The organism is Neorhodopirellula pilleata (assembly GCF_007859915.1).
GTDB classification, from domain to species: Bacteria; Planctomycetota; Planctomycetia; order Pirellulales; family Pirellulaceae; genus Rhodopirellula; species Rhodopirellula pilleata.
Genome location: NZ_SJPM01000007.1, coordinates 53,869 through 77,197 on the forward strand (window position 1 = coordinate 53,869; position 23,329 = coordinate 77,197).

Consider the following 23,329-nt stretch of genomic DNA (forward strand, 5'->3'; position numbering starts at 1 on the left):
GGTTTCTACCCTAAAGGCGCGCTTGGTGAATAAGGCGGGCTTAAACGCGCACGTTCGACGGGCGTAGTCGATGATGGTCAGTGACGCTTTGAAAAGCGCCACCAGCGAATAACAACCGAGACTCCTCCATCACCGGTCCTTGCAACTGGATCCCGACCGGCAACCCTTGATCATCCAAACCGCCAGGCAGCGAGATCGCCGGAACGCCTGCCAAGTTGGCTCCGACGGTGAACAAGTCGCACAGATACATCGCGATCGGGTCGTCGACATTTTCACCCAACCGAAATGCGGGAGAGGGCGTGACCGGTCCGAGCAACAAGTCAGCTTGATCGAACGCCGCGTCGTAATCGCCGCGAATCAAACGACGTACTTTCAAGGCTTGGTTATAGTACGCGTCGTAATATCCGGCACTGAGCGCGTACGTTCCGACGATAATGCGTCGCTTCACTTCACTGCCGAAGCCGGCCGCGCGGCTGGTCCGATACATCGTTTCGAGCGGCCCCATCACGCCTTCGCCTTCGTCGACCGCATCGGCGGCTCGCATCGCACGATGTCCGTAGTGAGCCCCGTCGAACCGCGACAGGTTACTGCTCGCTTCGCATGGCGCGATCACATAGTACGTCGGTACCCAATAAGGGCTGTGCTGGAGTGATATTTCGACGATCTCCGCCCCGAGCTCTTGGAACACTCGTTCGGCGTCTTCGACGGATCGCCGGACCGCATCGCTGACCCCGTCTTGATTGATCGAATCCCGCAACACACCAATCTTCAGCCCTCTCAAGTCGGTCGATTGCAACACCGCTCGGTAATCGGGAACGGGATGATCGACCGAAGTGCTGTCGGCGGGATCGTAGCCGGCCATCGCTTGCAAGCCGATCGCCACGTCGTCGACCGACCAACCCATCGGACCGGCCTGATCCAAACTGCTCGCGAACGCCACCAATCCGTATCGGCTGCATCGGCCGTAGGTCGGCTTTAATCCGGTGATTCCGCAAAACGCGGCTGGTTGTCGGATCGAACCGCCGGTATCGGTGCCGATCGACAGGCTGACCGCTCCGCAAGCCACCGCGGCGGCGGCGCCACCGCTGGACCCGCCCGGAGTTCGGGCTTCGTCCCACGGATTTCGCGTCACTCCCATCGCGCTGGTCTCCGTACTCGCCCCCATGGCGAATTCGTCCATGTTCGTTTTGCCGATCACGATCGCGCCGGCGGCGGTCAACTTGGACACCACCGTCGCGTTGTAGGGTGGAACGAAACCTCGGAGCATCTCGGACGAACAGGTCGTCGGCATGTCCGACGTACACAAAACGTCCTTAATCGCGACCGGCAATCCCGCCAAGGGCCCGAGCGTTCTGCCGGCCTTTCGATCCGCATCAACCCGCTCCGCCGCCGCCATCGCCGAATCGCCCGCGACGTGGGTGAACGCATTAATGGTCGGCTGCGAGGCCTCGATTGCGGCGATCGTTTGCTGGACCAAATCCTGAGCGGTCACGTCGCCCGATTGCAGAGCGTTGAGAAGAGAAACGGTCGAATCCAACATGGGGAAAGCTTCTAGGCGGGCGCGAGTGAAGTGTCCGTCCAAGTATCATGGAAATGCCGAAATCGAACAATCCGGCAAATGCTTCGTCCAAATCTAATTTTTGGGATTAGCCGTTTTGACGCTGGCGGGCTGTTGATTTAGTCCTCATCGAAACCCGAAGCGTGAGCGAGGGATACATACAAAGGACTTATTGGCGTTTAATCCCTCGCTCATGCTTCGGGTTACGATTAAATCAACACGCCCGCTAGCGCCGAATGGCTAATGTTGCCAACCCTAACGTTGAATCTAGACAAAGCACTAGCTACGAAACGGTCCGCAGCCACCCATCCGTCAGATGCGTCGACGTTGTCCCTGTGCGGGACGCCGAACAGAAAAATGCCATGTTTTTCGTATCGCAGCGCAAACCGACGATCAGCTGCGGCCGCCTTGGATACCGCCACGGCAAACTGATCAAGCCATGTCGCTGCCATCTGAATTGGATCTGAGGGTAGATCGTCGTTGGTGGCAATGATCGTCACGGGATAATTGAACGATAGCTCTTTGATGCCGTCAAACTTGATCGCCATTCGGGTCAACATCGACACAATTCGTTTGAGCTTGAATTTCAAGTCGCGACTCGTTGAGTCGTTCATACCACCGGTCACGAGCATGGCGATGAAAACCGTTGACTGACTCGGAAACCTCAAACGTAGCGGCAACGTATTCGATCGAGAGACGGTAAACATCCAGACGATCGTGTTCGAAGATTGGATCGTTCATTAAAGCTGCTTTTCGATTACGAGCACGAGCACCGTTTCACTGAGCACGAGCACGATGGAGCACCTCGTGGCCAGAACGTTGGCGATCACGTCGCCGCGACGAGAGATCTTCCATTTCAAAACGCCCCATTTCGCGGCTGAGGTGCATCGCTTGGTTCGGTGCGATTCCATCTCCGTCATCTAATTACCAAGACGGTCTCGTGTTCTCCGACCATGATATAGAATCAGTGCAGTCTGCGATGGTGTGAATCCAAGATCTCGAAGTCCTCCGCTCCCAAACTCTTCTGCGGCGCTCGTCATGATGTTTGTAGAAGTCCGTACCGTTGCAAATGGGACACCAACGTGACCGAGCCCAAAGGCATGCCCCATCTCATGCGCTTCCGCGTTTTGAACATTATTGTTTAGCCGCTGCCAATCGAGCAAGACAAAAGGACGATTTGAGTTTCTTTTCCCATGCGACGTCATATCGGCAAAGCCTTCTTTTGGCGAGTAGCTGTCAACAACGTAAACATTAATGGCACCCCTGTCACGAACAGTTACATGGTTGGAGCGATTAAACGCTTCTGCAACAGTATCCGTATCGTAGGCCTCTTGTCGATCTCCAAATGCTAGAAGGTCGCTTTGCGTTTCTTTTGCCGCGTGATAGTCCGTGAAACCGGAAAACTTAAATACGGCTAATTGCATCCCCTCGGTGCTGCGGAAGGTCGAATTCAGTATCTCAACTTCACGTTCGCACTGTTGTTTCGTAGCAACGACATGGGATTCAGGATTTGCACTCAAAATACAAAAGTGCACTTTAAACTCACCTCGTTGGAAATCGATCTCTTCCTTTATCAAACCCTTTGACGTTGCGCGAGAAGCCCATTCATGCCAAGCCATCGCTTCATGGCTGTCGGGATACGCCTTTCGATAATCTTCTGCGGCACTGAGTGCGGCCTCAAACTGCATTGAATCAATCAGCATTTGGGCTCTCGCCGCGAGAAGATTTTCATCGCGAAGTCCTTGGGCGACAGCACTGTCAAAGAGTTTTAACCATCCGCTTGCAGAGAAAGGAAAGCGACCTTTGCTATAATTTGGAGACAAAAGGCGAGCATGAAGTGCAAAACGAGGAACGATCGCAAGACGCTGCCCTACCGCCAACTGACGGTTGGTGAGAACCGATTCATATGCTCGAATGCGATTAGTTCGCGGAAGTGACTCGATCTGGTCAATCGTGCCTTGTGCGTTCGCGAAACTGGCGAACATCATCAGCCCGATCGTTAGGAGGTAGTTGTGCATGTTTCTACTCTGGTTACCGAACGCCACCGATAGCCCAGCGGCGGCCAAAAAAGGTGATTTCAGGAAACGCCCGATCCGCCGCTGGGGTTCATCGGATTGTTCGTCGCCGGTGTGTGGAGCGATCGAGATCGACGGACCAAGTCGACGTATTCCCGTCGCTGCCTAAGTTCAGAGTCGTCATCGATCTTGTTCAACAGCATTCTGGCAAACTCAAATCTTTTTGATGTGAACACGTTTAGCTCGACCAGTATTACGCAGCACTCTGCCAGTTCGAAAATCTGTTGTTCCGATTTCTCCTCAACGTGAAAAAGTAATTCGTAGCGTTCTCGAAGTTGTGCGATTCCCTGTTGTTTCTTTCGGCATTCGGTGCATCGAACACAGTCGGACTCCAGTCCAAAACCCAGTTCTTCGTACCAATGTCTTTGCTCTTGGGCAAAGAAAATGAATTGTCGTTTGCAGTCTCGGCAACGCCTTTCGAGGTCAAAGTAATGCGTTACAGGTACGGTTGCACGTGTCTGTTTTGAAGGATCAGCGAGGATCGCGGTGTTAGGAATGCGCTTCGTGCCGGAGGTATATGTAGAAAAGTCACCATACGGCCATCGTTTGCCGAGAATCGATTCGTATTGGGCGACGATTTCTTTGTGCGTCGTCGTGTTCCAATGCAAACGTACATTCGCGTCCATCGAACTGGGATTCAAACCAGTAACGTTTGGACGTCGACCGTATCGAGGGTGATCGACAAACTCGCGGTATTTGTCTGTATTGCGTTCCATCATTTATCATCGACGAACGGCGGGCATAACCGAGACGCGGCAAACGACTCACCACTTCAAAAACGTCAACTCCGCGTCTTCAGTTCATGCGTACGCTCGACATGGGCGTGAACTTGTGGGGTGCCGCTTCTTTCGAGAAGCCAGTCCCCTGTGCGAAAACGGAACCTGAACGAAGGACAGCATACCAAAAGTAATCGATCAAGAAGAAGTACTAGGCGAAGGCAACTGTGGCGAGGCGACGGATCTTGGAGAGGAAGCCTGCGAATGTGGTCGGGAAGTCAGCAAAGAATCGTCGCTGGCACACGTTCTCGCTAAAACTGCGAGGTGACGAACAGAAACGTCGTGGAGGCAGGCGGATGTTGATGCGAGTAGCCCTGGGACCGCAAAGCCGTTTTCCGACAACTTCCGCTTGTAGGCGACGCACTTGCGCAGCGAAAGTTCACGTCCCTTATTCGGGGAGATCTGCAAGCGTACCCGTGAGTAAGGCTTGACCTGAAAAGCGGGGCGACCGGGGGTGACCCGGCCAACCTTGAATGTGCCTGGGAACGAGTCAAAGCCAATCGTGGCGCGCCCGGTCCAGACGGGATTACCATTGACCAGTTCCCTGATCGCTCAGCCCATGAAGCGATCCATCTCGTTCAGCAACACATCCGTGCGGGTTGGCGCGAAAGCACCTAATCAATCGACGCATTCGATCTCGCATAGGTACCACCATCCGCACCGGAGCGCCAAGCACGGAAGCAAAAACCATACTGGCGATAGGCCGCGTGGGAAATCCAACCGGGCTTCTTGAACAGAGGACTTGAGCTTCGGCTAGTGACACTGGCTTCGGGCAGCGACTTACCGACCAGCCGAGAAAAAAATTCGAACTCAAACCACGCCTCGCCGCGGAGTCAAATCCTTATTGGTTACCCACATCATGGCGGGCACAGTGATCACGAAAACTGATCATCAATTCCGGGAGGAGCCTTCAGCAATACAGGAATAGCGGCATTTGCGATCACAAGCAGCCCCAGGACGAGCGTGAAGACAAGTCCCTGTTTCCCATAGACGGCCGGAAGTGCCATTGCGGACATGGCAGCCCAGAAACCGTAAAACATTATGGAAAGCCATCGAGCGATATTGCTGCCAGCGAACAGGAAAAATGCGAGCAACGCAGTGAGGGCAAGTCTAACTACTTGAGTGACACCTGGTGAATTTCCAAACATCAAAAATTGCAGCAGCATCAAAACTAGAGACTGTGCAACCATGAAAATTGCGATTCCGACGATGATGCGACGCGCGGTTACGTGATTCGGCGTACTAATAGGGTGTGACGCACTACTCGAGTGATACGGGTTAGGCAATTCGCGGTACTCAGATGTTGTTGGAGTTGAAAATGGCGGAAGCGATCTGCATTGGGGAACGGTGGCGATCACCCAGTCGCCGTCAAAAAGCTATGATTCAAATTCGCCGCCGACCGGCGACTTGGGTGCATCGCTTTGTTCTGTCACGCTTTTCGGCGCGAAGTCATTGTCACGATTGATTCGCTTCGCAAATTGTAGGATCAATTCGCCGGTTCCGTAACCGCATCCGGAGTCGATGATGACGGGTTCCGACAGAGGGATTTGTTCGAGCGTTAAGGATCGAGCCTCATCTTCTTCGGTCGGGAAGAATGGTGCTCCGGGTTCGCTGTGCAGAAAAAAGTCACCGGAAATCACACCACAATTCGGACAATTATTGGCATAGTATTCTGCGCGAACCGTTTTTGAGAACGTAAGGCGGAAGGTTGGGCAACGGCGTTGGACAAACTCAACGACATGGATTGGAAGCGTTGCTGTCGAAGACAGGATGAACGAACCCATGTCAGGCTCTGCGGTGTTCTCGCAGAGTATCGCAACGACTTCCATCTGACTGCCGCATCGCCAGCAATCCCAGCCACCGGTCACCAAGTGCAGCGGCGAAGTTAGTTTTAGTTCGTCATCGCCCATGGTTGATTTTGTGCGTAAGTACCTTAGTGACAGAACGGCCGCGATAACCGCGTCGCAGGAGTTGATTTTCCATTGTCAAAAACGACGACTCCGCGACTTGGGTGCAGTACGCCCAACATGGGCGTGATCTTGTGGGGTGAAAGTCCCCTATACTAAGAACGTGTTTTAAAAAGGGGTCTGACCCTTTGGAGGCGAGTCGATTTCATTGGGTTTTTGGCCTCGCCGGAGAGGGTCAGACCCCTTTTTAAAACACGTTCTTAGTTCCGGTTTCTTTCACGACGAGGCAGTATACCAAATGTAACTCAGAAGAAAGACAGTACGAGGCGAGGGCAACTGCGGAAGGGTGACCAACCGTGGGAAGGAAGCCTGCGAAGGTGATCGGTAAGCCAGCAATGAAACGTCGCTGGGCATCTTCACGCCAAGACCCGCCAGGTTACGAACAGAAACTCGATATGAGGCCGATGACTCCAGGCGAGCGGGCTGCTGACCGCGAAGCCGAACCGAAAGGCGGGACGAGTGCGGCAACGCACCTCGTGCAAAGAGAAGTCAGCAGAGGGCATAGTATTCGACCCACGCGGTCGTCGAAGGCCCGAAGGGAACGAGCAAGTACGTGTCCGTTGTCATTCGCGACAGAATCATCGCCGTACGGCGTTTTCTAAGCGGCATGAGAAGGGCCCCAATGGCTTGAGTCGTCATGGCAACATGGCGATTTAAAACTCGTGCTCAACCGCCGTATGCGGACCCGCATGTACGGTGGTGTGGGAGGGGTCCCGGGCAACCGGGCCCCTATCCCGATTCGCATGGTTCGCCCGTTTGCTTGGGTTGCCTGTGACAGAGCGAGCAACACCACCACAAATACACGAAGCCAATATAGACGCATGATCGGATCAGCGTACCGATATGATGTGAGTATCGCATCGAATAGGTCACGTATCCGGATTCAATAAGCAACATGCCGATCAAGACAACCGTGGCAAATGTGCCCCACCCGTACGTGAAGCGATCGAAACGGGGAAACAGCTGAATCCGAGTGCACCGCCCAATACCGATGCCAATTAGGGCGACGGCGACGGGAAAGAAAAATCCGGTTGAAATCACCGATCCAGCAATTCCAACAGCGACCGAGTCAGTCGTCGTACCAAATCCTTCTTTGTCGGCGATTGTGTAGTAGAAATGTTTGTCTCGCCATGGGGTTGAGCAAAAGAGTGCGACACCGATCAACGCTAGCACCCATTTGTAGACCGACAATGCAACTGGCGATCGACTTTCGGTGTCAGACAGCGAGGCGTTTGGCTTCGCTGTTGAAGGTTCGTATGGGTTGTGCATGAACAGTTGGCAGTAAGTCGCTCAATTGGGCGAACGCTACGTCGTCACCTGGGACGGACGATTGAGTTTCCATTGGTAATACCTCGCAAGCCGTCCTTAGGTGCACGGCCTGGTTCTGGCTTTCGTTCGTGCTCGTGCTCAGCATCGCGGTGCTCGTGCTCGTAATCGATCACCGCCGCATAGTCTACCGCTGGTTCCCCGACCCCGTCAAACTTGATCGCGATCCGAGTCAACATCGAGACGACTCGTTTGAGCTTCAGCTTCATGTCACGGCTTGTCTCGATATCCAACCCACCGGACACAACGAGCACATCTTGGATCGCAGCGCATTCAAAGGCTGACCCGCGAGCGATGTCGAGAAAACTAGCACGACCCCTCACGCTTCGCTTGCCATTGCCCTCGGCGATGTTCAGAGGAATCGATTACGCCGCACAGAGCCATTGATCACGAGCGTGGCGATGCAAACCGTTCAGCGATTTTGAAATCTCGAAAGCCGCCGAATTATACTCGATGGACAGACGGTAAACATTCAGTCGATCGTGGTAGAAGATTGGATCGTTCATCAAAGCTGCTGTTCGACTACGAGCACGAGCACCGCTTCACTGAGCACGAGCACCATGGAGCACCTCATGGCCAGAACGTTGGCGTTTACCGGGCCACCGCCAATCAACTTTGACTTCAGAAAAAACGCGATCGGCGGTTCCGCATCCAACGCTTTGTTCATCGATTGTCAGTGTTGGATTCTGGGCTCCGGGGCGGACGTTAAGTACTCGACGGGAACACTGCTAACTATTGGACTTCCTTCATCCGTCGTTGTTCCAAACCAAACGCCGACATGATCGTCTGCCGCATTGACGCCGTCAGGTAGCATCCCAACGACACCGTCACCACTGCCATCAAGGTAGACGAACTGACCAAGCAAGAGTGATTTCATCAATAATCGATCCATTTGGTATCAAACGTCGATCTCGTAGTCATTGTCTGGTGTCGCGTCTCCGGTGATACAAGTGAAGCATCCGTACCCAGCTTCTGCGGAGCCGACAATCCATATCGCCGCACCGCAACTACATCGCCTATCATCTTCGTAAGCAGCAATCGCGGCGTCCAAACGCAAAGCGACATCACTGCGGTGTTCAGACGGGTTCGCCGTCAAAAAGCGTTCGATGTACTCATCTCTTGAGATTAGCGTAAAACTGGATTTTGTTCGTGCCATGTTATTGTCTCGATTGTGACTCCACGTCGAATGTCGACGAACGGTGGCGATCACCCAGTCGCCGTCAAAAAGCTATGATTCAAATTCGCCGCCGACCGGCGACTTGGGTGCATCGCTTTTTTCTGTCACGCTTTTCGGCGCGAAGTCATTGTCACGATTGATTCGCTTCGCAAATTGTAGGATCAATTCGCCGGTTCCGTAACCGCATCCGGAGTCGATGATGACGGGTTCCGACAGAGGGATTTGTTCGAGCGTTAAGGATCGAGCCTCATCTTCTTCGGTCGGGAAGAATGGTGCTCCGGGTTCGCTGTGCAGAAAAAAGTCACCGGAAATCACACCACAATTCGGACAATTATTGGCATAGTATTTTGCGCGAACCGTTTTTGAGAACGTAAGGCGGAAGGTTGGGCAACGGCGTTGGACAAACTCAACGACATGGATTGGAAGCGTTGCCGTCGAAGACAGGATGAACGAACCCATGTCAGGCTCTGCGGTGTTCTCGCAGAGTATCGCAACGACTTCCATCTGACTGCCGCATCGCCAGCAATCCCAGCCACCGGTCACCAAGTGCAGCGGCGAAGTTAGTTTTAGTCCGTCATCGCCCATGGTTGATTTTGTGCGTAAGTACCTTAGTGACAGAACGGTCGCGATAACCGAGTCGCGGGAGTTGATTCTCCATTGTCAAAAACGACGACTCCGCGACTGGGGTGCAGTACGCCCAACATGGGCGTGATCTTGTGGGGTGAAAGTCCCCTGTACTTAGTTCCGGTTTCTTTCACGACGAGGCAGTATACCAAATGTAACTCAGAAGAAAGACAGTACGAGGCGAGGGCAACTGCGGAAGGGTGACCAACCGTGGGAAGGAAGCCTGCGAAGATGATCGGTAAGCCAGCAAAGAAACGTCGCTGGACATCTTCACGCCAAGACCCGCCAGGTGACGAACAGAAACTCGATATGAGGCCGATGACTCCAGGCGAGCGGGCTGCTGACCGCGAAGCCGAACCGGAAGGCGGGACGAGTGCGGCAACGCACCTCGTGCAAAGAGAAGTCAGCAGAGGGCATAGTATTCGACCCACGCGGTCGTCGAAGGCCCGAAGGGAACGAGCAAGTACGTGTCCGTTGTCATTCGCGAAAGAATCATCGCCGTACGGCGTTTTCTAAGCGGCATGACAACGGTCCCAATGGCTTGGGTCGTCATGGCAACATGGCGATTTAAAACTCGTGCTCAACCGCCGTATGCGGACCCGCATGTACGGTAGTGTGGGAGGGGTCCCGGGCAACCGGGCCCCTATCCCGATTCGTCTTGTTCTCGCTACGACGGCCATGTCCGCGAGCGGTACAGTGGACATGTCACCGCAGGACGATCTCGGCGATCCACTCCACATCGCTTACCAGCCTACCGGATGCAACATACGTCTGCAACAATCCGTTGACAGCTCCCCGGTTGGCTCGTCCAACCGGAAGCGTAGATTCCCAGGCTAACTCGCACCGCTATCCACTCGTTGCTCCCCGGTCGGCTCGCCCGACCGGAAGCAAAGTTTCGTTAGCTACGGGAGGCTGCTTCACCGGCCGCACGAGGCGGCCGGGGTCGTGTAGAGGTTGGAGCTCGTGGTTAGCTGACGAAGCGTTGGCTCCGGTGGCACGAGGCCACCGGGGGCCTCAGCATGACGCGTGAATAGAATGTGGGTACTGCGAGCAAGAACGGTACCCGTCACCGAGGACGGACGGTTGAGATTCCATTCGAGTTAACGCGCAAGCCGTTCTTCGGTGCACGTGATGGTTCCCCGCTATGACTAGTCACGTAGGCGGTCAGCGTACGTTTCTAGCAGGGAGTCGGCCAGTTCCTTGAACCGCTTCGCGTTACCACCAGTGTAGCAATAGTCGTCGAGAGTATATCTCAGCTTTCCAGTCTCTAGCACCCTTACACGAATCGTTGCGGGGTCCATGCCAGCGAACCATGACAAAGCATAGTCACCATTGAAAGTCGGAGATTTTTCCTTAACCTCCTCAATCGGCTTGAGGCATCGCATCAGATCTCCAAACCGATCGTATTCATCCGGACCAAATCCCAGGCTTCTTCCGTCTGGAAACGAAATTCCTGCAGACTGCAACCGCGTGTTTGCATAGATGTCGATCGTTCGGTTCGTCATCGGTCTGCCGCCATCGCAGCCCGCGAACAGAATCGCAAATAGCGATAGAGTCGTGATTCGGATCAATGCTCGCCTTTCAGTCGGGGAACGGCAGACAGGTGAACTCAAATCCGAAATGCAATTTTTCGCAAAATGCACATTCACACAGCGACATTGGATGCGCGTAGGCATTCAAGAAATAGGGATTTGAAGGTCTCGTAGTCCTCAAGTTCTGCGAAAGTCACGGTGATCCGGGTCGGCCCCAGGTATACCGAATCGCAGCATACGAGAACCAGTTTTCCGTTTTCAAGTCGGCAGCTTATGCGCTGGTCAATAGTGCACGACGCGCTATGGTCATTGTAGGTCAACCGCGTGGCAGAAACCGTACCATCTGATACACCACGCGATTGGCCCGTCACACGGCGGACGCGTTTTCTAGCCGCCTCATGAAAAGAGAGTGTGAATGATGGTGCATTGCTCAACACGACATCAATGTATTCTTGGTCAGCGATTTCAGCGGAGACACTTGACGCAAAGACGTCGATTTCTCGCGGGGGCGGGCCGGGTCGCGGGTACGGTTCACCGCGTACGAACCGGTATTCGCATTCAGGGCAGGTGCAAACCTCGCCTGCGTCTTCAAAGCGATGCTTGCATCTTGGGCACCTGCGAGGATTGGGGAACGTGCGCATCATTCAGTCGGATAAAACGAAATGCGATCTATCCGATGGTCAGGCGTTAAAAAAGCTCAACTTGCTAGTTGAGCCGGCCGCCTGACTTTCGGATAGATCGTGCGTTGAGCTTTGTCGCCGCAAGGGGATTCAGCCGGGCGGAGCGTTATCTTGAGTCTATCAGATCGAACGCGACAAGGGGGTCGGGACGCCAAAAACCGGGCAGCCTCAACTGATCATTGCTCGATCGTTTCGGCTCCAGGGCCTTTGCACTTTCTAATGCGTTTCGCATGTCCCAGTCCTCGCAACCGATGCCATACTTATCCCACAGCATCCGGACAAAGTCCATTTGCTGAATCGCTCCGTACCAAGCCGGACACGCGTCGCTCTCGCGATCCAACAGTTCCGCCCACGTCGGCTTTGGCGTCTGCTCGATCAACTCCATTCGGTCACTGCCGTAGGCGGGGCACAACAGGTCCGCACAGTGATTGGTAAGATCGCCCGCTGTTTCCAACGGATCAATTGAGTCGTATGAGTGGTCTAATGCGCTGAACAGCTCCTCGCAGCGACTTCGATAGGCGGCTTGACGCTGGTTGCACCAACCGCCGAAGTACCGCGTTTTCGTAAGCTGGTTCGGCTGAACGTGAAGGCACCACTTTTGAATGAACTCTGTGGTGCTCAGCGTGATGGGGACCTGGCTCCGCTCCCCGCCAGTGCGCGCTCCTTCTCGAGCCATGAAGGTCACCTCTTTCGAATCAGCCGCCCTGATCCGACGGTCACTGATCGGACCGCCCGTTAAGTAACGGGTCAAGTAACGAACCACTTGATTGGCGCTGCTCGATTCGCTCGGCGGCGGTTGGATAAAGGCCACCCATTTTTTAGATTCCAGCTTCTCGATGAACGCGTCCCAGTCCGCATCGTTTCGAAGCGATTCAAACTTGCCGCCGAAGTTCAGCTTGCCCGAGCGACGCAGTCGCTGCAACTTCGCGATCGCGCGTCTGCGATACGCTTGCCGAAGGGGATCGACACGGACCAAGTGATACCCGTCGGAACTGGCCGAGTCGACGGGCGATAGGGCTCGTTTCCAAGTCGGTCCGCTGAGCGAAGGCCCTTCGCCGGGAACCAGCAGATGCACATGCCAGTGCGAGTCGAGCTTTTGGTTCCAAGTGTGCAGCACCGAGATCGCCGCCGGGTCGTAATCCTGTTCAGACTTGATCTGCTTGGACAGCGTCTTCCAGGCCGACCCCACCAGCAGGTCGGCCATCTCGTGACGGTTGGCCAATGCCAACTCCGACAGTTCGCTCGGCAGGGTGAACACGACCTGATAGTACGTGACCCCAGGCAGAATCAACTTGAACGCCTTGTCGTGGAAGTCTGTGCGTTTACCACCACTGCACTGAGTTTACGACTGCGAAGCGGGGGCAGTGCCGGTCTCCGCAGGAGTTGTACCGCGACGTGATCTCATCGCAGTCGCGGCACTGGAACTTTCGCCCGCCCATGACATGCGTGCGGCACAAGGATAAATCATCGTGGTCACGAAACTGGCGTGGCCGAGCTGCTTGCTGATCGTCAGCAAGTCCACGCCGGCCTCGAGCAGTCCGGTCGCGTACGAATGCCTGAGCACGTGAGGATAAACCCGCTTCTTGATTCCCGCCTTGATCGCGGCGACCTTGATCGCCTTTTGGATCGTCGTATCGGCATAGGTCTTGTTCTTCGACTTGCCCGGGAACAACAGGTCGGTCGGCCTGTACTGTTTCCAGTAGATCCTGAGCTCTTTCAAGAGCCTCGGTGAGAGCGGCACGAGCCGCTCCTTTCGTCCCTTCCCGCACGCGATCCGAATCATCATTCGATCCGAGTCGATATCAGCGATCCTGAGATTGGCTCCTTCGGAGAACCGGAGTCCGCCGGAGTACGGCGTCAAGGGTTCTTTCTCAGTGGAGAGTGTTCTGTCGGAACACGACGTGTGTCCGATCAGTTAGAAACCCATTGCAATTGCCGTTACAAAAATCGCAACCTCTTTAATCGCTTTAACCGTCAAACGGCCACAATAGTTTGCCGTAAGAATCGTCAGATTCGTTCGCCGGTTTTGGCTGATCCTGACCGGGCGGGGAGTCGCGTTAGCGAAAAGAAAAAAAAGAAAAACAGCGGCGTAGCCGAGCGTTTCAATGAGCGCATGGCTGGTATGGACGCCAGCCTTCCACCACGCAGGAAGCGTGCCAGTGCCGATGGGTCACTGCGTGCAAGCGGAACCTCCCAACCAGCGTTACCCCATCACCACGGCGTACACAGAGACCACGCCGTGCACCGGAGCAGTTCGATTAAGTTCAACGTTACCGATCACCGAGCGGCGACGGTTGATTCTCAACTGCCGAATCGCCGGACTTCGCCGCTTCGGTGCATCGGATGGTTCGTCGTGTCTTCAGAATGCGGCGTCCTGATGCCTGTTGGCGTTTTCGCAAAGCAGCACCAAGTCCCTCGATCGTCCCTCCTGCGTCGGCGAGCAGCCTCCGGCGTGTATTATGCAAGTCATCGAGAATCTGGTTGGTCGTCATCGTCATCATTCCCCAAGAATTCGGTCGGTGTACAGATTAGCAATTGCCCCAACCCCTCCGCATCAAGCAAATTGTAGATTCGTGGAAGCTCATGCGCATTAGCGATGTGTCGGCAGTTTAGCGTCAGTAAGTATTTTACACCGCCCAATGCCGCAGCGGCAACGTGAAACGCATCAGCCATGGCCTTTTCGGGCATTGTGTGGGCGTCGATTAGGCGATGTGCCAGTGCTTCGACATTTTGGTCAATGTCAACTAACGGCAGCCCATCAAGAAGTTTGAGGCGATCAGCCGCAGCCGACGGGTCGCCATCACCAGCCTCGTCGAGCGTAAGTTGTGACGTGACTAGCTCGAACGCATGCCGCTCATTCGCCCACCAATCACGGGCTTGCTGCTGGAGTCCAGCAATCGCGATGTCACGACTAGGCCACGCAGTCGCGTAACTGACGACTGAAGTTTCGATATAGAGTTTGTCCATGACGCTATTCTATCATCGACGAACGCGAGTCGTCACCTAGGGCAAACGATTGAGTTTCCATTTGTAAAACCGCGCAAGCCGTCCTTAGGTGCACGGCCTGGTTCTGGCTTTCGTTCGTGCTCGTGCTCAGCCTCGCGGTGCTCGTGCTCGTAATCGATCGCCACCAGATAGTTGTACGATGGCTCTTTGACCCCGTCAAACTTGATCGCCATCCGAGTCAACATCGAGACGACTCGTTTGAGCTTCAGCTTCATGTCACGGCTTGTCTTGTTATCCAATCCACCGGACACAGCGAGCACATCTTGGATCGCAGCGCATTCAAACGCTGACCCGCGAGCGATGTCGAGAAAACGAGCACGATCCTTCAAGCTTCGTTTGCCGTTGCCCTCGGCGATGTTGAGCGGAATGGATTGCGCCGCGCGAAGCCATTGGTCGCGGGCGTGGCGATGCAAGCCGCTCAGCGTTTTGGAAATCTCGAAAGCCGCGGAAACATACTCGATGGACAGGCGGTAAACGTCGAGTCGATTGTGGTCAAAGATTGGATCGTTCATCAATGCCCCTTTTCGATTACGAGCACGAGCACCGTTTCACTGAGCACGAGCACGATGGGCACTTTGTGCCAGAACGGTGGCCATCAGCGGGCCGTGCGTGACAACGCAACCCCTGCCGAGACAGCATCTCGCGGCTCCGTTGCAGTACGCCCAACATGGGCGTGATCTTGTGGGGTGAAAGTCCCCTGTACTTAGTTCCGGTTTCTTTCACGACGAGGCAGTATACCAAATGTAACTCAGAAGAAAGACAGTACGAGGCGAGGGCAACTGCGGAAGGGTGACCAACCGTGGGGAGGAAGCCTGCGAATGTGCTCGTGAAGCTGGAAAACGCCGAGAACAGCTCTGGTTCAACAATGACCGAATCAGGCGAGTTTTAACGCAAACCGTCCCAGCCACATTCACGCCAAGACCCGCCAGGTGACGAACAGAAACCCGATACGAGGCCGACGACTCGAGGTGAGTGGGCTGCTGACCACGAAACCAAACCGGAAGAACGGGCGCAGGTAGATCGGGCACTTGGGCGGGGACAGATCACGTGTCTCGGTGCGATCGCATCAATCCGCGACGTCCCTTATTTGGGGAGATCTCGATGCGTACCCGTGAGTAGGGCTTGCCCGAAAGGCGGGACGAGTGCGGCAACGCACCTCGTGCAAAGAGAAGTCAGCAGAGGGCATAGTATTCGACCCACGCGGTCGTCGAAGGCCCGAAGGGAACGAGCAAGTACGTGTCCGTTGTCATTCGCGAAAGAATCATCGCCGTACGGCGTTTTCTAAGCGGCATGACAACGGTCCCAATGGCTTGGGTCGTCATGGCAACATGGCGATTTAAAACTCGTGCTCAACCGCCGTATGCGGACCCGCATGTACGGTGGTGTGGGAGGGGTCCCGGGCAACCGGGCCCCTATCCCGATTTTTTTTGTTATGCCGCGATCATACATGAACGGTGTCGACGTATTGTGGCGGGTTCGTGCCGTGCGCTTTATGTCGGGTGAACAACATTCGGTCGCCACGATGCACGGATGTATGTTGTAAATCAAACGTAGGCGGATTCGTAGTCACAACTGCCGTGGTGTTTTGTGAAAATGTTCCTCGATCAGTTGCAACTAGGCAATGTATTGACAGGAACGGATTTTCCCGTTCTGGAATCGAAAAGGTGTTTAGCGCAGTATCCGTGTCCAAATAGAGAGTGATTTCTCCGTTGGAACGAGAAAGCACAGGATTCTGAAGAGTGATTGTATAAAGCGATTCTTCAATTGAGTATCGCACGTTCTTTAAGACATGTTCGCCGTGCAATGATACAAGCGGAGTCACCGGCCCAAACTGTTTCGTTTTCGCGTCTTGGATGAGCTTGAAGTCCACAATCGGAAAACACAAATCGGAATCACGATAGCCTCCGGATTTTTGAAACGATTGATACGATGCAGGAAAGAAACGGCGGAACACGTCACCAAGTGATTTATGCGTGGTCAAGTATCGTTCGATGGCGGCACTGTCAAAGTGGTCGGTCAGGATGTGCGCGACCAATCCGGTTAGAGTTCCATTGAGTCCAGTACTGGGCAGTGTCGAATAGAAGCCAAGAAATCCATCCGCGTTAAATCGTTCGACACGTTCTCGAATATTGATTTCATCCGTTGGTTTCACGGAACCGCCGGAATGAGCATAGTGCTTTGCGCTGACGAGCCACTTTATGTCGTGGGATTTGTTAATTCCACGTAACGACTCTTGAACGAGGATGTCCTTGCCGCCGTCCGCCCCGCGATCTGGCTGTTCGAGAATTGTGTATCCCATACCCTGCAAGAATTCACGAGCGAACAACTCGAATTGGTCTTGCTGTCCGTCCGATGAGTTAGCTGCCGGAATTTCTTTAAAGTCGACGATCATTAAGAGGCCATCCTTAGCGGCATAACGAGGTAATTATCCCCGGTTGTTCCAGAGATAAGGGCGCGAGAAGGGTGTTATCACTGGGTGTGCCTTCGGCTTCCTGGGTGACAGGTGGGGTGTTATCGCCGGTTGCATGAGGACTTATCTCCGGGTGGCCGGACTTATCGCCGGGTCGGTCGGAAGGCCAGTATCCGGCCTCCCCGATCGTGGGTCAAGCAATTTTTTTGAAATGCAATTTGGTGTTGGGTTGACCTTCTTCAGGGTGGCGCGAACAATCGACCCCGTAGCGCGGCGTTCCGTTAGCAGCACGGCTGAATCCTCGCCTCCCAGAGCCTTTGGCACTGTTTTCTCTGGAAGTGTGTTCGACGCGGTGAGGCGGGTCGCTGGAGAGGGCCGTGGTTGTCGTTGATGATCACGGATGACGGGATTGAGTCGATTCTGCACGGACGGTTCGGCGAATGCGTTTTGCCGAATCGGATCACAGCGGAGGGGCGTTCGATGACACGAACGGATCGTGCTGATGGGAGTTGGCACCAAGCTCAGGAAAAGTTGTCGAAGATTTGGTTTGCGAACCTGTGTCGTTTCCACGGTCGCAAGCCGCAACCGACGCGGGAGTTTACTCCCGATGATACGATCGCGTTCTTGCGAGTTCATCTGCGGCGTAAGTCGCCGGCTTGGAAACGACTCAGAATATTGACTCGTTGATGTACTACCGCCGCCAGGTGGAGGCTGGCTCAATTGATGATTTCAAGCTCATCCACACGAAGCTCGAAGCCTTGTCGAGAGAGACTTAAAAGAGATTTAATGGCGTGCAATCCCTCGCTGACGCATCGGGTTACGATTAAATCAACAGCCTGGTAGACAGGGGGTGCCCAAAAAAGCCAAACCCCGGGTTTTTCGGGGTTTGGCTTGGATTGTCTCGGGGTGTCGACCCCGGAAGTAGCGGCAGAGGGACTCGAACCCCCGACACGCGGATTATGATTCCGCTGCTCTAACCAGCTGAGCTATGCCGCCGTTTGGATGGTCCATTTTTGGACCGATGGAAAAGCCGACCGATTGGTTATCGGCCCTGCGATTTGGGAAACTTACGCAAAATTGCTTTCCTTGAAAAGCCGTCTGACCCAGATGGCTAGTATGTTGCGCTTTCGTGGTTTTGTCTATGATTTTGGCCGATCGCTGATTGAGAATGCGATTTTTCCCGTTTAACGATCAAAACCGGTTCCGAATCGATCGCAGGCTCAAGGCCGATGCCGCCTGCAAATATTTTCAGAACGGTTCTGAGTCATCCGATTTCGCCACGAAGGATTTTTCCGTTGCCCGTTGAACCTGATGCTGTCGTCACGGACACCCCCGTTGTTCCTTCGGCGGGTGAAACGCCTTCGGACGATCCTTCGATGATCACCCAATCGCCTGTCACCCGGCACGGTAGGTTGGGAAAAGTGTCGGGCGTGCGGATCGCTGGGACAGGATCGTATGTCCCCGACCGAGTCGTTTCCAACGAAGACATGGCGGCGCTGGGGTGCGACAGCGAATGGATCGTTCGCCGTACCGGAATCCGTGCCCGTCGCCACGCCGATCACAACCAAGCGACCAGCGACATGTGTTTCCATGCCGCGACGCGTTGTTTGGAAAATGCTCAATCGATTAATCCTAAGTTTTCGGCCGCCGACGTGGACTTGGTAATCGTTGCAACGATTACGCCGGATTATCCGACGCCGTCGACCGCATCGATCCTGCAGTCCCGCTTGAAACTCTCCGCCCCCGCGATGGACATGGGGGTCGCCTGTTCCGGGTTTACTTACGCGTTGGTGACGGCGTCCCAGTTCGTGGCGATGGGCAATGCGAAGAACGTGTTGGTCGTCGGCAGCGATTTGATGAGCCGCACGATCGATCCGGACGACAAAAAGATTTACCCTTTATTCGGCGACGCCGCAGGCGCGGTCATCTTAACTAGCACGGGGAGCGGCGAAGCGGCGAGCAGCGACAACCATGACGCCGCACCAGCGGACGGCTTGTTGGCTTACCAACTCGGCAGCGAGGGGGCCGGAGCGGGCTTATTGTGCATTCCCGCCGGGGGCAGTCGGCAGCTTTTGACGCCGGAGGCCCATGCGGCGAAACAACATTACATGGCGATGGACGGACGCAACGTCTTCAAATGGGCGGTGCGCGTGGTCGACGAAAGCATCCAGGACGTGCTTCGTGCCGCAGGCGTGACGGCTCAAGATCTGGACTTGTTGATCCTGCATCAAGCCAACCAGCGAATCATCGATTCGGCGGTCTCGGACCTGAACGTGGATCCAGCCAAGGTTTTTGTGAACCTGGATCAATACGGAAATACCTCGGCGGCAAGCATCCCGTTGGCACTCGACGAAGCCGCCCGGGCTGGACGATTGAAACGAGGCGATCTGGTCCTGATGAGCGGTTTCGGTGCGGGGTTGGCTTGGGGAACGGTTTTGCTGAGGTGGTAGCGTCCGTTGACGTCCAGCGATGTTGATTTAAGGAAACATTCGTGGTGTTTTTTTGACCGAAGGGGTTTTTCGACCTAGGAATAGGTAGCCTTCTTGCTATCAGTGCCTCGGAACATCCCATGCCCAACGACCCCCGCATCCTGCTCGTTGACGACGATTACCACCTCGCGGACTCTTTGGCCGATTGGCTGCAAGAGGTCGGTTTCGACGTGAACGTCGCCGCGAGCGTCAACCAAGCCAAACAGCGACTCGCCGAGCGTTCGTTTGAATTGATCATCACGGACTTGCGTTTGGGTGACGACGATGGTTTGGGCTTGGTTCGCTATGCCGCAAAGAACCACAGCGATACGGCGATATTGGTGATGACCGGTTACGCCACTCCCGACACGGCGGTCGAAGCCGTTCGGGCGGGGGCGTTTGACTTGCTGACCAAGCCCGTCATCGACGACGAGTTGTTGTTGGCGATCGATCGAGCGATCAATCATCATAAGATCGAACAAGAGAACGAGGTCCTGCGTCAACAACTCGACCGTCGGGCTGGGCTCGAAAACATCCTCAGCCATGACTATCGGATGTTGAAGATTTTCGACGTGATCGATTCGGTCGCCAACGCCAAGGCATCCATCTTGATCACCGGCGAAAACGGGACTGGCAAGAGCATGATCGCACGGGCGATTCATAATCGGAGTGCTCGTCGGAGTGGCCCGTTCGTCGAGGTGGCCTGTGGGGCGCTGCCGGACAACTTGCTCGAGAGCGAATTGTTCGGTCACGTCGCCGGTGCCTATACCGGGGCGAACTCGGATCGCAAAGGCAAGTTTGAACTGGCCGAAGGCGGCACGATATTCTTGGACGAGATCGGAACGGCCACGCCCGCGATGCAGGTCAAACTGTTGCGAGTGTTGCAGGAATTTCAATTCGAACCACTCGGCGGCATGGAAACGCGAAAGGTCGACACGCGTGTCATTCTCGCGACGAACGAACATCTTGAGTCGGCTGTCGCGGCGGGAACGTTTCGTCAGGATTTGTACTACCGAATCAACGTCGTCAACATCGTCTTGCCGTCGCTAAGAGAACGTCCAGGTGACATTCCCTTGCTTGTCGATCATTTTCTTCGCGAAGCCGCAGAGACGGCGGGCCGCCGCGTCGAATCGTTCAATCGTGAAGCGATCAACGCGTTGCAAGCTTACGCTTGGCCGGGCAACGTGCGGCAATTGGAAAACGTGATCGAAAGGGCGGTCCTCCTAAGCAGCAGCGTCGAGCTAGGGCTCGAGGATCTTCCGCCGGAAGTTCTGGGTGCGGACGCCCCATCGGACCGTGTGCAGCATTTTGGCATGGGATTGGGGCAATTCACATCGCGGGGAGGTGCCGCGTTGCCATCGGCCACGCCTTCGTTGAATTGGTCGGCGTCCGTGGCCGGCCAAAGTCTGAAAGACGCCCTGGAAGTTCCCGAGCGAGAAATCATCCTGCAGTCGCTTCGTCGCAATCAATGGAACCGGGTCGCGACGGCCGACGAGCTGGAAATCAACCGAACGACGCTGTACAAGAAAATGAAACGTTTGGGGTTGGATGACCCGCGTCTTCAGTACGCGTAGAGGATCGTCGAGCGAGCGATTCCGAGTCCGTGGAAGGCTCATTGCGTAAACCGGCTGATGGCCGACAATAGCGGCTTTCCACCCCACTTTCCTCGCATCATCTCTGAACCTATGAAGTCCATGGACGCCATTGTCTCGTTGTGCAAACGACGAGGTTTTTTGTTTCAATCCAGCGAAATCTACGGCGGCGTTCAAGGTTTTTGGGATTACGGTCCCCTGGGCGTCGAACTCAAACGCAACCTCAAGGACGCTTGGTGGCGGGACATGATCGCCGGCCACAACGAGCTCGTTTCGCCCGCCGGAGCCCCGTCTCCATTCGAGATGGTCGGCCTGGACTGCACGATCATCATGCACCCGCAGGTCTGGAAGAACAGCGGCCACTACGACCTGTTTCATGACTTCATGGTCGATTGCCGCGAATCCAAAAAACGCTATCGGCACGATCAAGTCCGCGGTCGGTTTGTCGAATATCAAGACACCAAGATCTTCGTCACCACGCTTGCCGAAGCCGAACAGGAAGCCGACGAGGTCCGCCGGCGTGGGATGAAGTACTTCAAACTGCGTCCTAAAAACGCCGATGAACTGACCGTCGGCGATGAGTCGATTACGCTGGATAAGCTCGATTCGCACGACAACGTCCTTGGTCCCGACGCGAAATCACTGGGCACGTTGACGGAACCTCGCGAGTTCAACTTGATGTTCAAGACGACTCTCGGTGCACTCGGTGGTGACGACGCGACCACGTTCCTTCGCCCCGAAACCGCGCAAGGAATTTTCGTTAATTTCAAGAACGTCTTGGATAGTTCGCGAGTGAAGATTCCGTTCGGGATCGGACAGGTCGGCAAGAGTTTCCGAAACGAAATCACGCCGCGAAACTTTACCTTCCGTTCGCGAGAATTCGAGCAGATGGAAATTGAGTTTTTCTGTCACCCTGATCAATCACAGGCTTGGTACGGTTATTGGCGTGACCGTCGTTTGGCGTGGTACAAATCGCTCGGCCTGTCCGATGAGTCGTTGATTATGCGAGAACACCACACCGAGGAGTTGGCTCACTACAGCGTCGGGACGGCTGATATCGAGTACGCGTTCCCGTTTTTGCCCGAAGGCGAATACGGCGAACTCGAAGGCATCGCCCACCGTGGCGACTTCGATCTTCGATCTCACATGGAAGGCAAGCTCGACCCGTCTACCAAGCCGATGACGGTGGAGCTGAACGAAGATGGAAAGCCTAAGTACCGCGGCAGTGGCAAGGATCTGACCTATCGTGATGAAGAGAGCAACGAGAAGTTCATCCCGCACGTGATCGAACCGTCCGCCGGAGCCGATCGTGGCGTCCTTGCGTTTTTGTGCGAAGCATTCAACGAAGACGAAGCCCCGGATGAGAACGGCAAGATGCAAACGCGAACGGTGATGAAGCTTCACCCACGTTTGGCGCCGATCAAGGCAGCCGTATTCCCGTTGGTCAAGAAAGATGGAATGCCGGAAGTTGCCCAAGAAATCTATGGCAGTTTGAAGGAGCATTTCAATGTTTTCTACGACGCCAAAGGTGCTGTCGGTCGTCGCTATCGCCGCCAAGACGAAGCGGGCACGCCTTATTGCATCACCGTCGATGGCGACTCCTTGACCGATCGAACCGTCACGATCCGCGACCGCGATACGCTCGAACAAACCCGCATCACGATTGACGAAGTCGTCGACGTCGTCCGCGACCGCATCAACGCATGAGTGGTCGGTCTCATCACCGTTTTGGCCTGACGCACTAGTGCAAGTCGGGGGAGCGTTTCAGGGCCAAAGGCTGGGCTGATTAGGTAGTGCTTCGTCCAACTTTAATTTTAGGATTAGCCGATTTGGCGTTAGCGGGCTGTTGATTTAATCCTCATCGAAACCCGAAGCGTGAGCGAGGGATATTTTAATGAGAATTAACGGCGTTCAATCCCTCGCTAACGCTTCGGGTTACGATTAAATCAACACGCCGCTAGCGCTGGGCTGCTAAAAGTTTGGTGTTGACACGGATTTTTGGTGTCTTCTTTTTCTTCCGTAGATGTTCTAATGGTGTGATCCATAGAGGTCTCCACGGAAGGTCAGCATGTCGAAAGAAATCTCCGAGTACAAGTCGCCACCTCACAAGATCATTGCCTTCCTCAAGGACGGCCGCG

The 23,329-nt window shown here is 54.9% G+C and carries 20 protein-coding genes, 1 tRNA gene and 2 pseudogenes; 4 read left to right on the plus strand and 19 right to left on the minus strand.

Annotated features, from left to right (window positions below):
- Positions 1-40: 40 nt before the first annotated feature.
- From gatA to Pla100_RS16975, 18 genes and pseudogenes are all read right to left on the minus strand, one after another.
- Entirely contained in the window at positions 41-1,540 is a 1,500-nt protein-coding gene (gatA, locus tag Pla100_RS16875) for an Asp-tRNA(Asn)/Glu-tRNA(Gln) amidotransferase subunit GatA (RefSeq protein ID WP_146578879.1), read from the minus strand.
- A gap of 227 nt (positions 1,541-1,767) precedes the next feature.
- Positions 1,768-2,265 carry a hypothetical protein gene (locus Pla100_RS16880; protein ID WP_197168010.1) on the minus strand — a complete coding sequence of 166 codons (498 nt, stop codon included), beginning with the start codon at positions 2,263-2,265 and terminating at the stop codon, positions 1,768-1,770.
- A 213-nt stretch (positions 2,266-2,478) separates the two neighbouring features.
- The gene (locus tag Pla100_RS16890) at positions 2,479-3,546 is read right to left on the minus strand and encodes a hypothetical protein (protein WP_146578881.1); all 1,068 of its coding nucleotides are present in this window, start codon (positions 3,544-3,546) and stop codon (positions 2,479-2,481) included.
- Between the two features lie 89 nt (positions 3,547-3,635).
- Positions 3,636-4,352 (minus strand): zinc-ribbon domain-containing protein, encoded by a 717-nt coding sequence (locus tag Pla100_RS16895; protein WP_146578882.1) that lies wholly within the window; start codon positions 4,350-4,352, stop codon positions 3,636-3,638.
- 932 nt (positions 4,353-5,284) lie between these two features.
- Positions 5,285-5,767, minus strand: coding sequence for an MFS transporter (locus Pla100_RS16900; RefSeq protein WP_146578883.1), 483 nt, complete (start codon positions 5,765-5,767; stop codon positions 5,285-5,287).
- Positions 5,768-5,785: 18 nt separating this feature from the next.
- Positions 5,786-6,319: a hypothetical protein gene (locus tag Pla100_RS16905; protein ID WP_146578884.1), complete on the minus strand. Its 534-nt coding sequence runs from the start codon at positions 6,317-6,319 to the stop codon at positions 5,786-5,788.
- 1,370 nt (positions 6,320-7,689) lie between these two features.
- Positions 7,690-8,025, minus strand: a complete 336-nt coding sequence (locus Pla100_RS31660) for a four helix bundle protein (protein WP_231603155.1) — start codon at positions 8,023-8,025, stop codon at positions 7,690-7,692.
- Positions 8,026-8,375: 350 nt separating this feature from the next.
- Positions 8,376-8,579, minus strand: a complete 204-nt coding sequence (locus Pla100_RS16925; RefSeq protein ID WP_146578887.1) for a hypothetical protein — start codon at positions 8,577-8,579, stop codon at positions 8,376-8,378.
- 21 nt (positions 8,580-8,600) lie between these two features.
- Complete coding sequence (locus tag Pla100_RS16930) at positions 8,601-8,858, minus strand: hypothetical protein (protein WP_146578888.1); 258 nt, start codon at positions 8,856-8,858, stop codon at positions 8,601-8,603.
- 72 nt (positions 8,859-8,930) lie between these two features.
- Positions 8,931-9,464: a hypothetical protein gene (locus Pla100_RS16935; protein WP_146578889.1), complete on the minus strand. Its 534-nt coding sequence runs from the start codon at positions 9,462-9,464 to the stop codon at positions 8,931-8,933.
- Between the two features lie 1,187 nt (positions 9,465-10,651).
- Positions 10,652-11,074 (minus strand): hypothetical protein, encoded by a 423-nt coding sequence (locus Pla100_RS16945; RefSeq protein ID WP_146578891.1) that lies wholly within the window; start codon positions 11,072-11,074, stop codon positions 10,652-10,654.
- Between the two features lie 747 nt (positions 11,075-11,821).
- Positions 11,822-13,042 (minus strand): annotated as a pseudogene (locus Pla100_RS16950) (IS91 family transposase); the annotation flags it as partial.
- A complete protein-coding gene (locus Pla100_RS31665; protein WP_231603156.1) occupies positions 13,038-13,172 on the minus strand; it encodes a transposase zinc-binding domain-containing protein in 135 nt (44 codons plus the stop codon). The gene Pla100_RS31665 and the pseudogene Pla100_RS16950, both read right to left, overlap by 5 nt.
- Positions 13,173-13,186: 14 nt before the next feature.
- Positions 13,187-13,576: pseudogene (locus tag Pla100_RS16955) on the minus strand (tyrosine-type recombinase/integrase); the annotation flags it as partial.
- A gap of 409 nt (positions 13,577-13,985) precedes the next feature.
- The gene (locus Pla100_RS16960; protein WP_197168016.1) at positions 13,986-14,207 is read right to left on the minus strand and encodes a hypothetical protein; all 222 of its coding nucleotides are present in this window, start codon (positions 14,205-14,207) and stop codon (positions 13,986-13,988) included.
- Positions 14,182-14,682 carry a type II toxin-antitoxin system VapC family toxin gene (locus Pla100_RS16965; protein ID WP_146578894.1) on the minus strand — a complete coding sequence of 167 codons (501 nt, stop codon included), beginning with the start codon at positions 14,680-14,682 and terminating at the stop codon, positions 14,182-14,184. Before Pla100_RS16965 ends, Pla100_RS16960 begins: the two co-directional genes overlap by 26 nt.
- Before the next feature lie 32 nt (positions 14,683-14,714).
- Entirely contained in the window at positions 14,715-15,233 is a 519-nt protein-coding gene (locus tag Pla100_RS16970) for a four helix bundle protein (RefSeq protein ID WP_146578895.1), read from the minus strand.
- 929 nt (positions 15,234-16,162) lie between these two features.
- Complete coding sequence (locus Pla100_RS16975; RefSeq protein ID WP_146578896.1) at positions 16,163-17,113, minus strand: restriction endonuclease; 951 nt, start codon at positions 17,111-17,113, stop codon at positions 16,163-16,165.
- Positions 17,114-17,512: 399 nt separating this feature from the next.
- Here Pla100_RS16975 and Pla100_RS16980 point away from each other — a divergent pair, with 399 nt between their 5' ends.
- A complete protein-coding gene (locus Pla100_RS16980; RefSeq protein WP_146578897.1) occupies positions 17,513-17,818 on the plus strand; it encodes a hypothetical protein in 306 nt (101 codons plus the stop codon).
- 235 nt (positions 17,819-18,053) lie between these two features.
- On the opposite strand, the gene Pla100_RS16985 is transcribed toward Pla100_RS16980, so the two are convergent.
- A tRNA-Met gene (locus Pla100_RS16985) sits at positions 18,054-18,127 on the minus strand.
- Between the two features lie 299 nt (positions 18,128-18,426).
- On the opposite strand from Pla100_RS16985, the gene Pla100_RS16990 reads away from it, so the two are divergent.
- From Pla100_RS16990 to Pla100_RS17000, 3 genes are all read left to right on the plus strand, one after another.
- On the plus strand, positions 18,427-19,581 hold the full coding sequence (locus Pla100_RS16990) for a beta-ketoacyl-ACP synthase III (protein WP_231603157.1): 1,155 nt from the start codon (positions 18,427-18,429) through the stop codon (positions 19,579-19,581).
- Between the two features lie 119 nt (positions 19,582-19,700).
- The gene (locus Pla100_RS16995) at positions 19,701-21,173 is read left to right on the plus strand and encodes a sigma-54-dependent transcriptional regulator (protein WP_146578898.1); all 1,473 of its coding nucleotides are present in this window, start codon (positions 19,701-19,703) and stop codon (positions 21,171-21,173) included.
- Positions 21,174-21,293: 120 nt separating this feature from the next.
- Complete coding sequence (locus tag Pla100_RS17000) at positions 21,294-22,898, plus strand: glycine--tRNA ligase (RefSeq protein ID WP_146578899.1); 1,605 nt, start codon at positions 21,294-21,296, stop codon at positions 22,896-22,898.
- Positions 22,899-23,329: the final 431 nt, after the last annotated feature.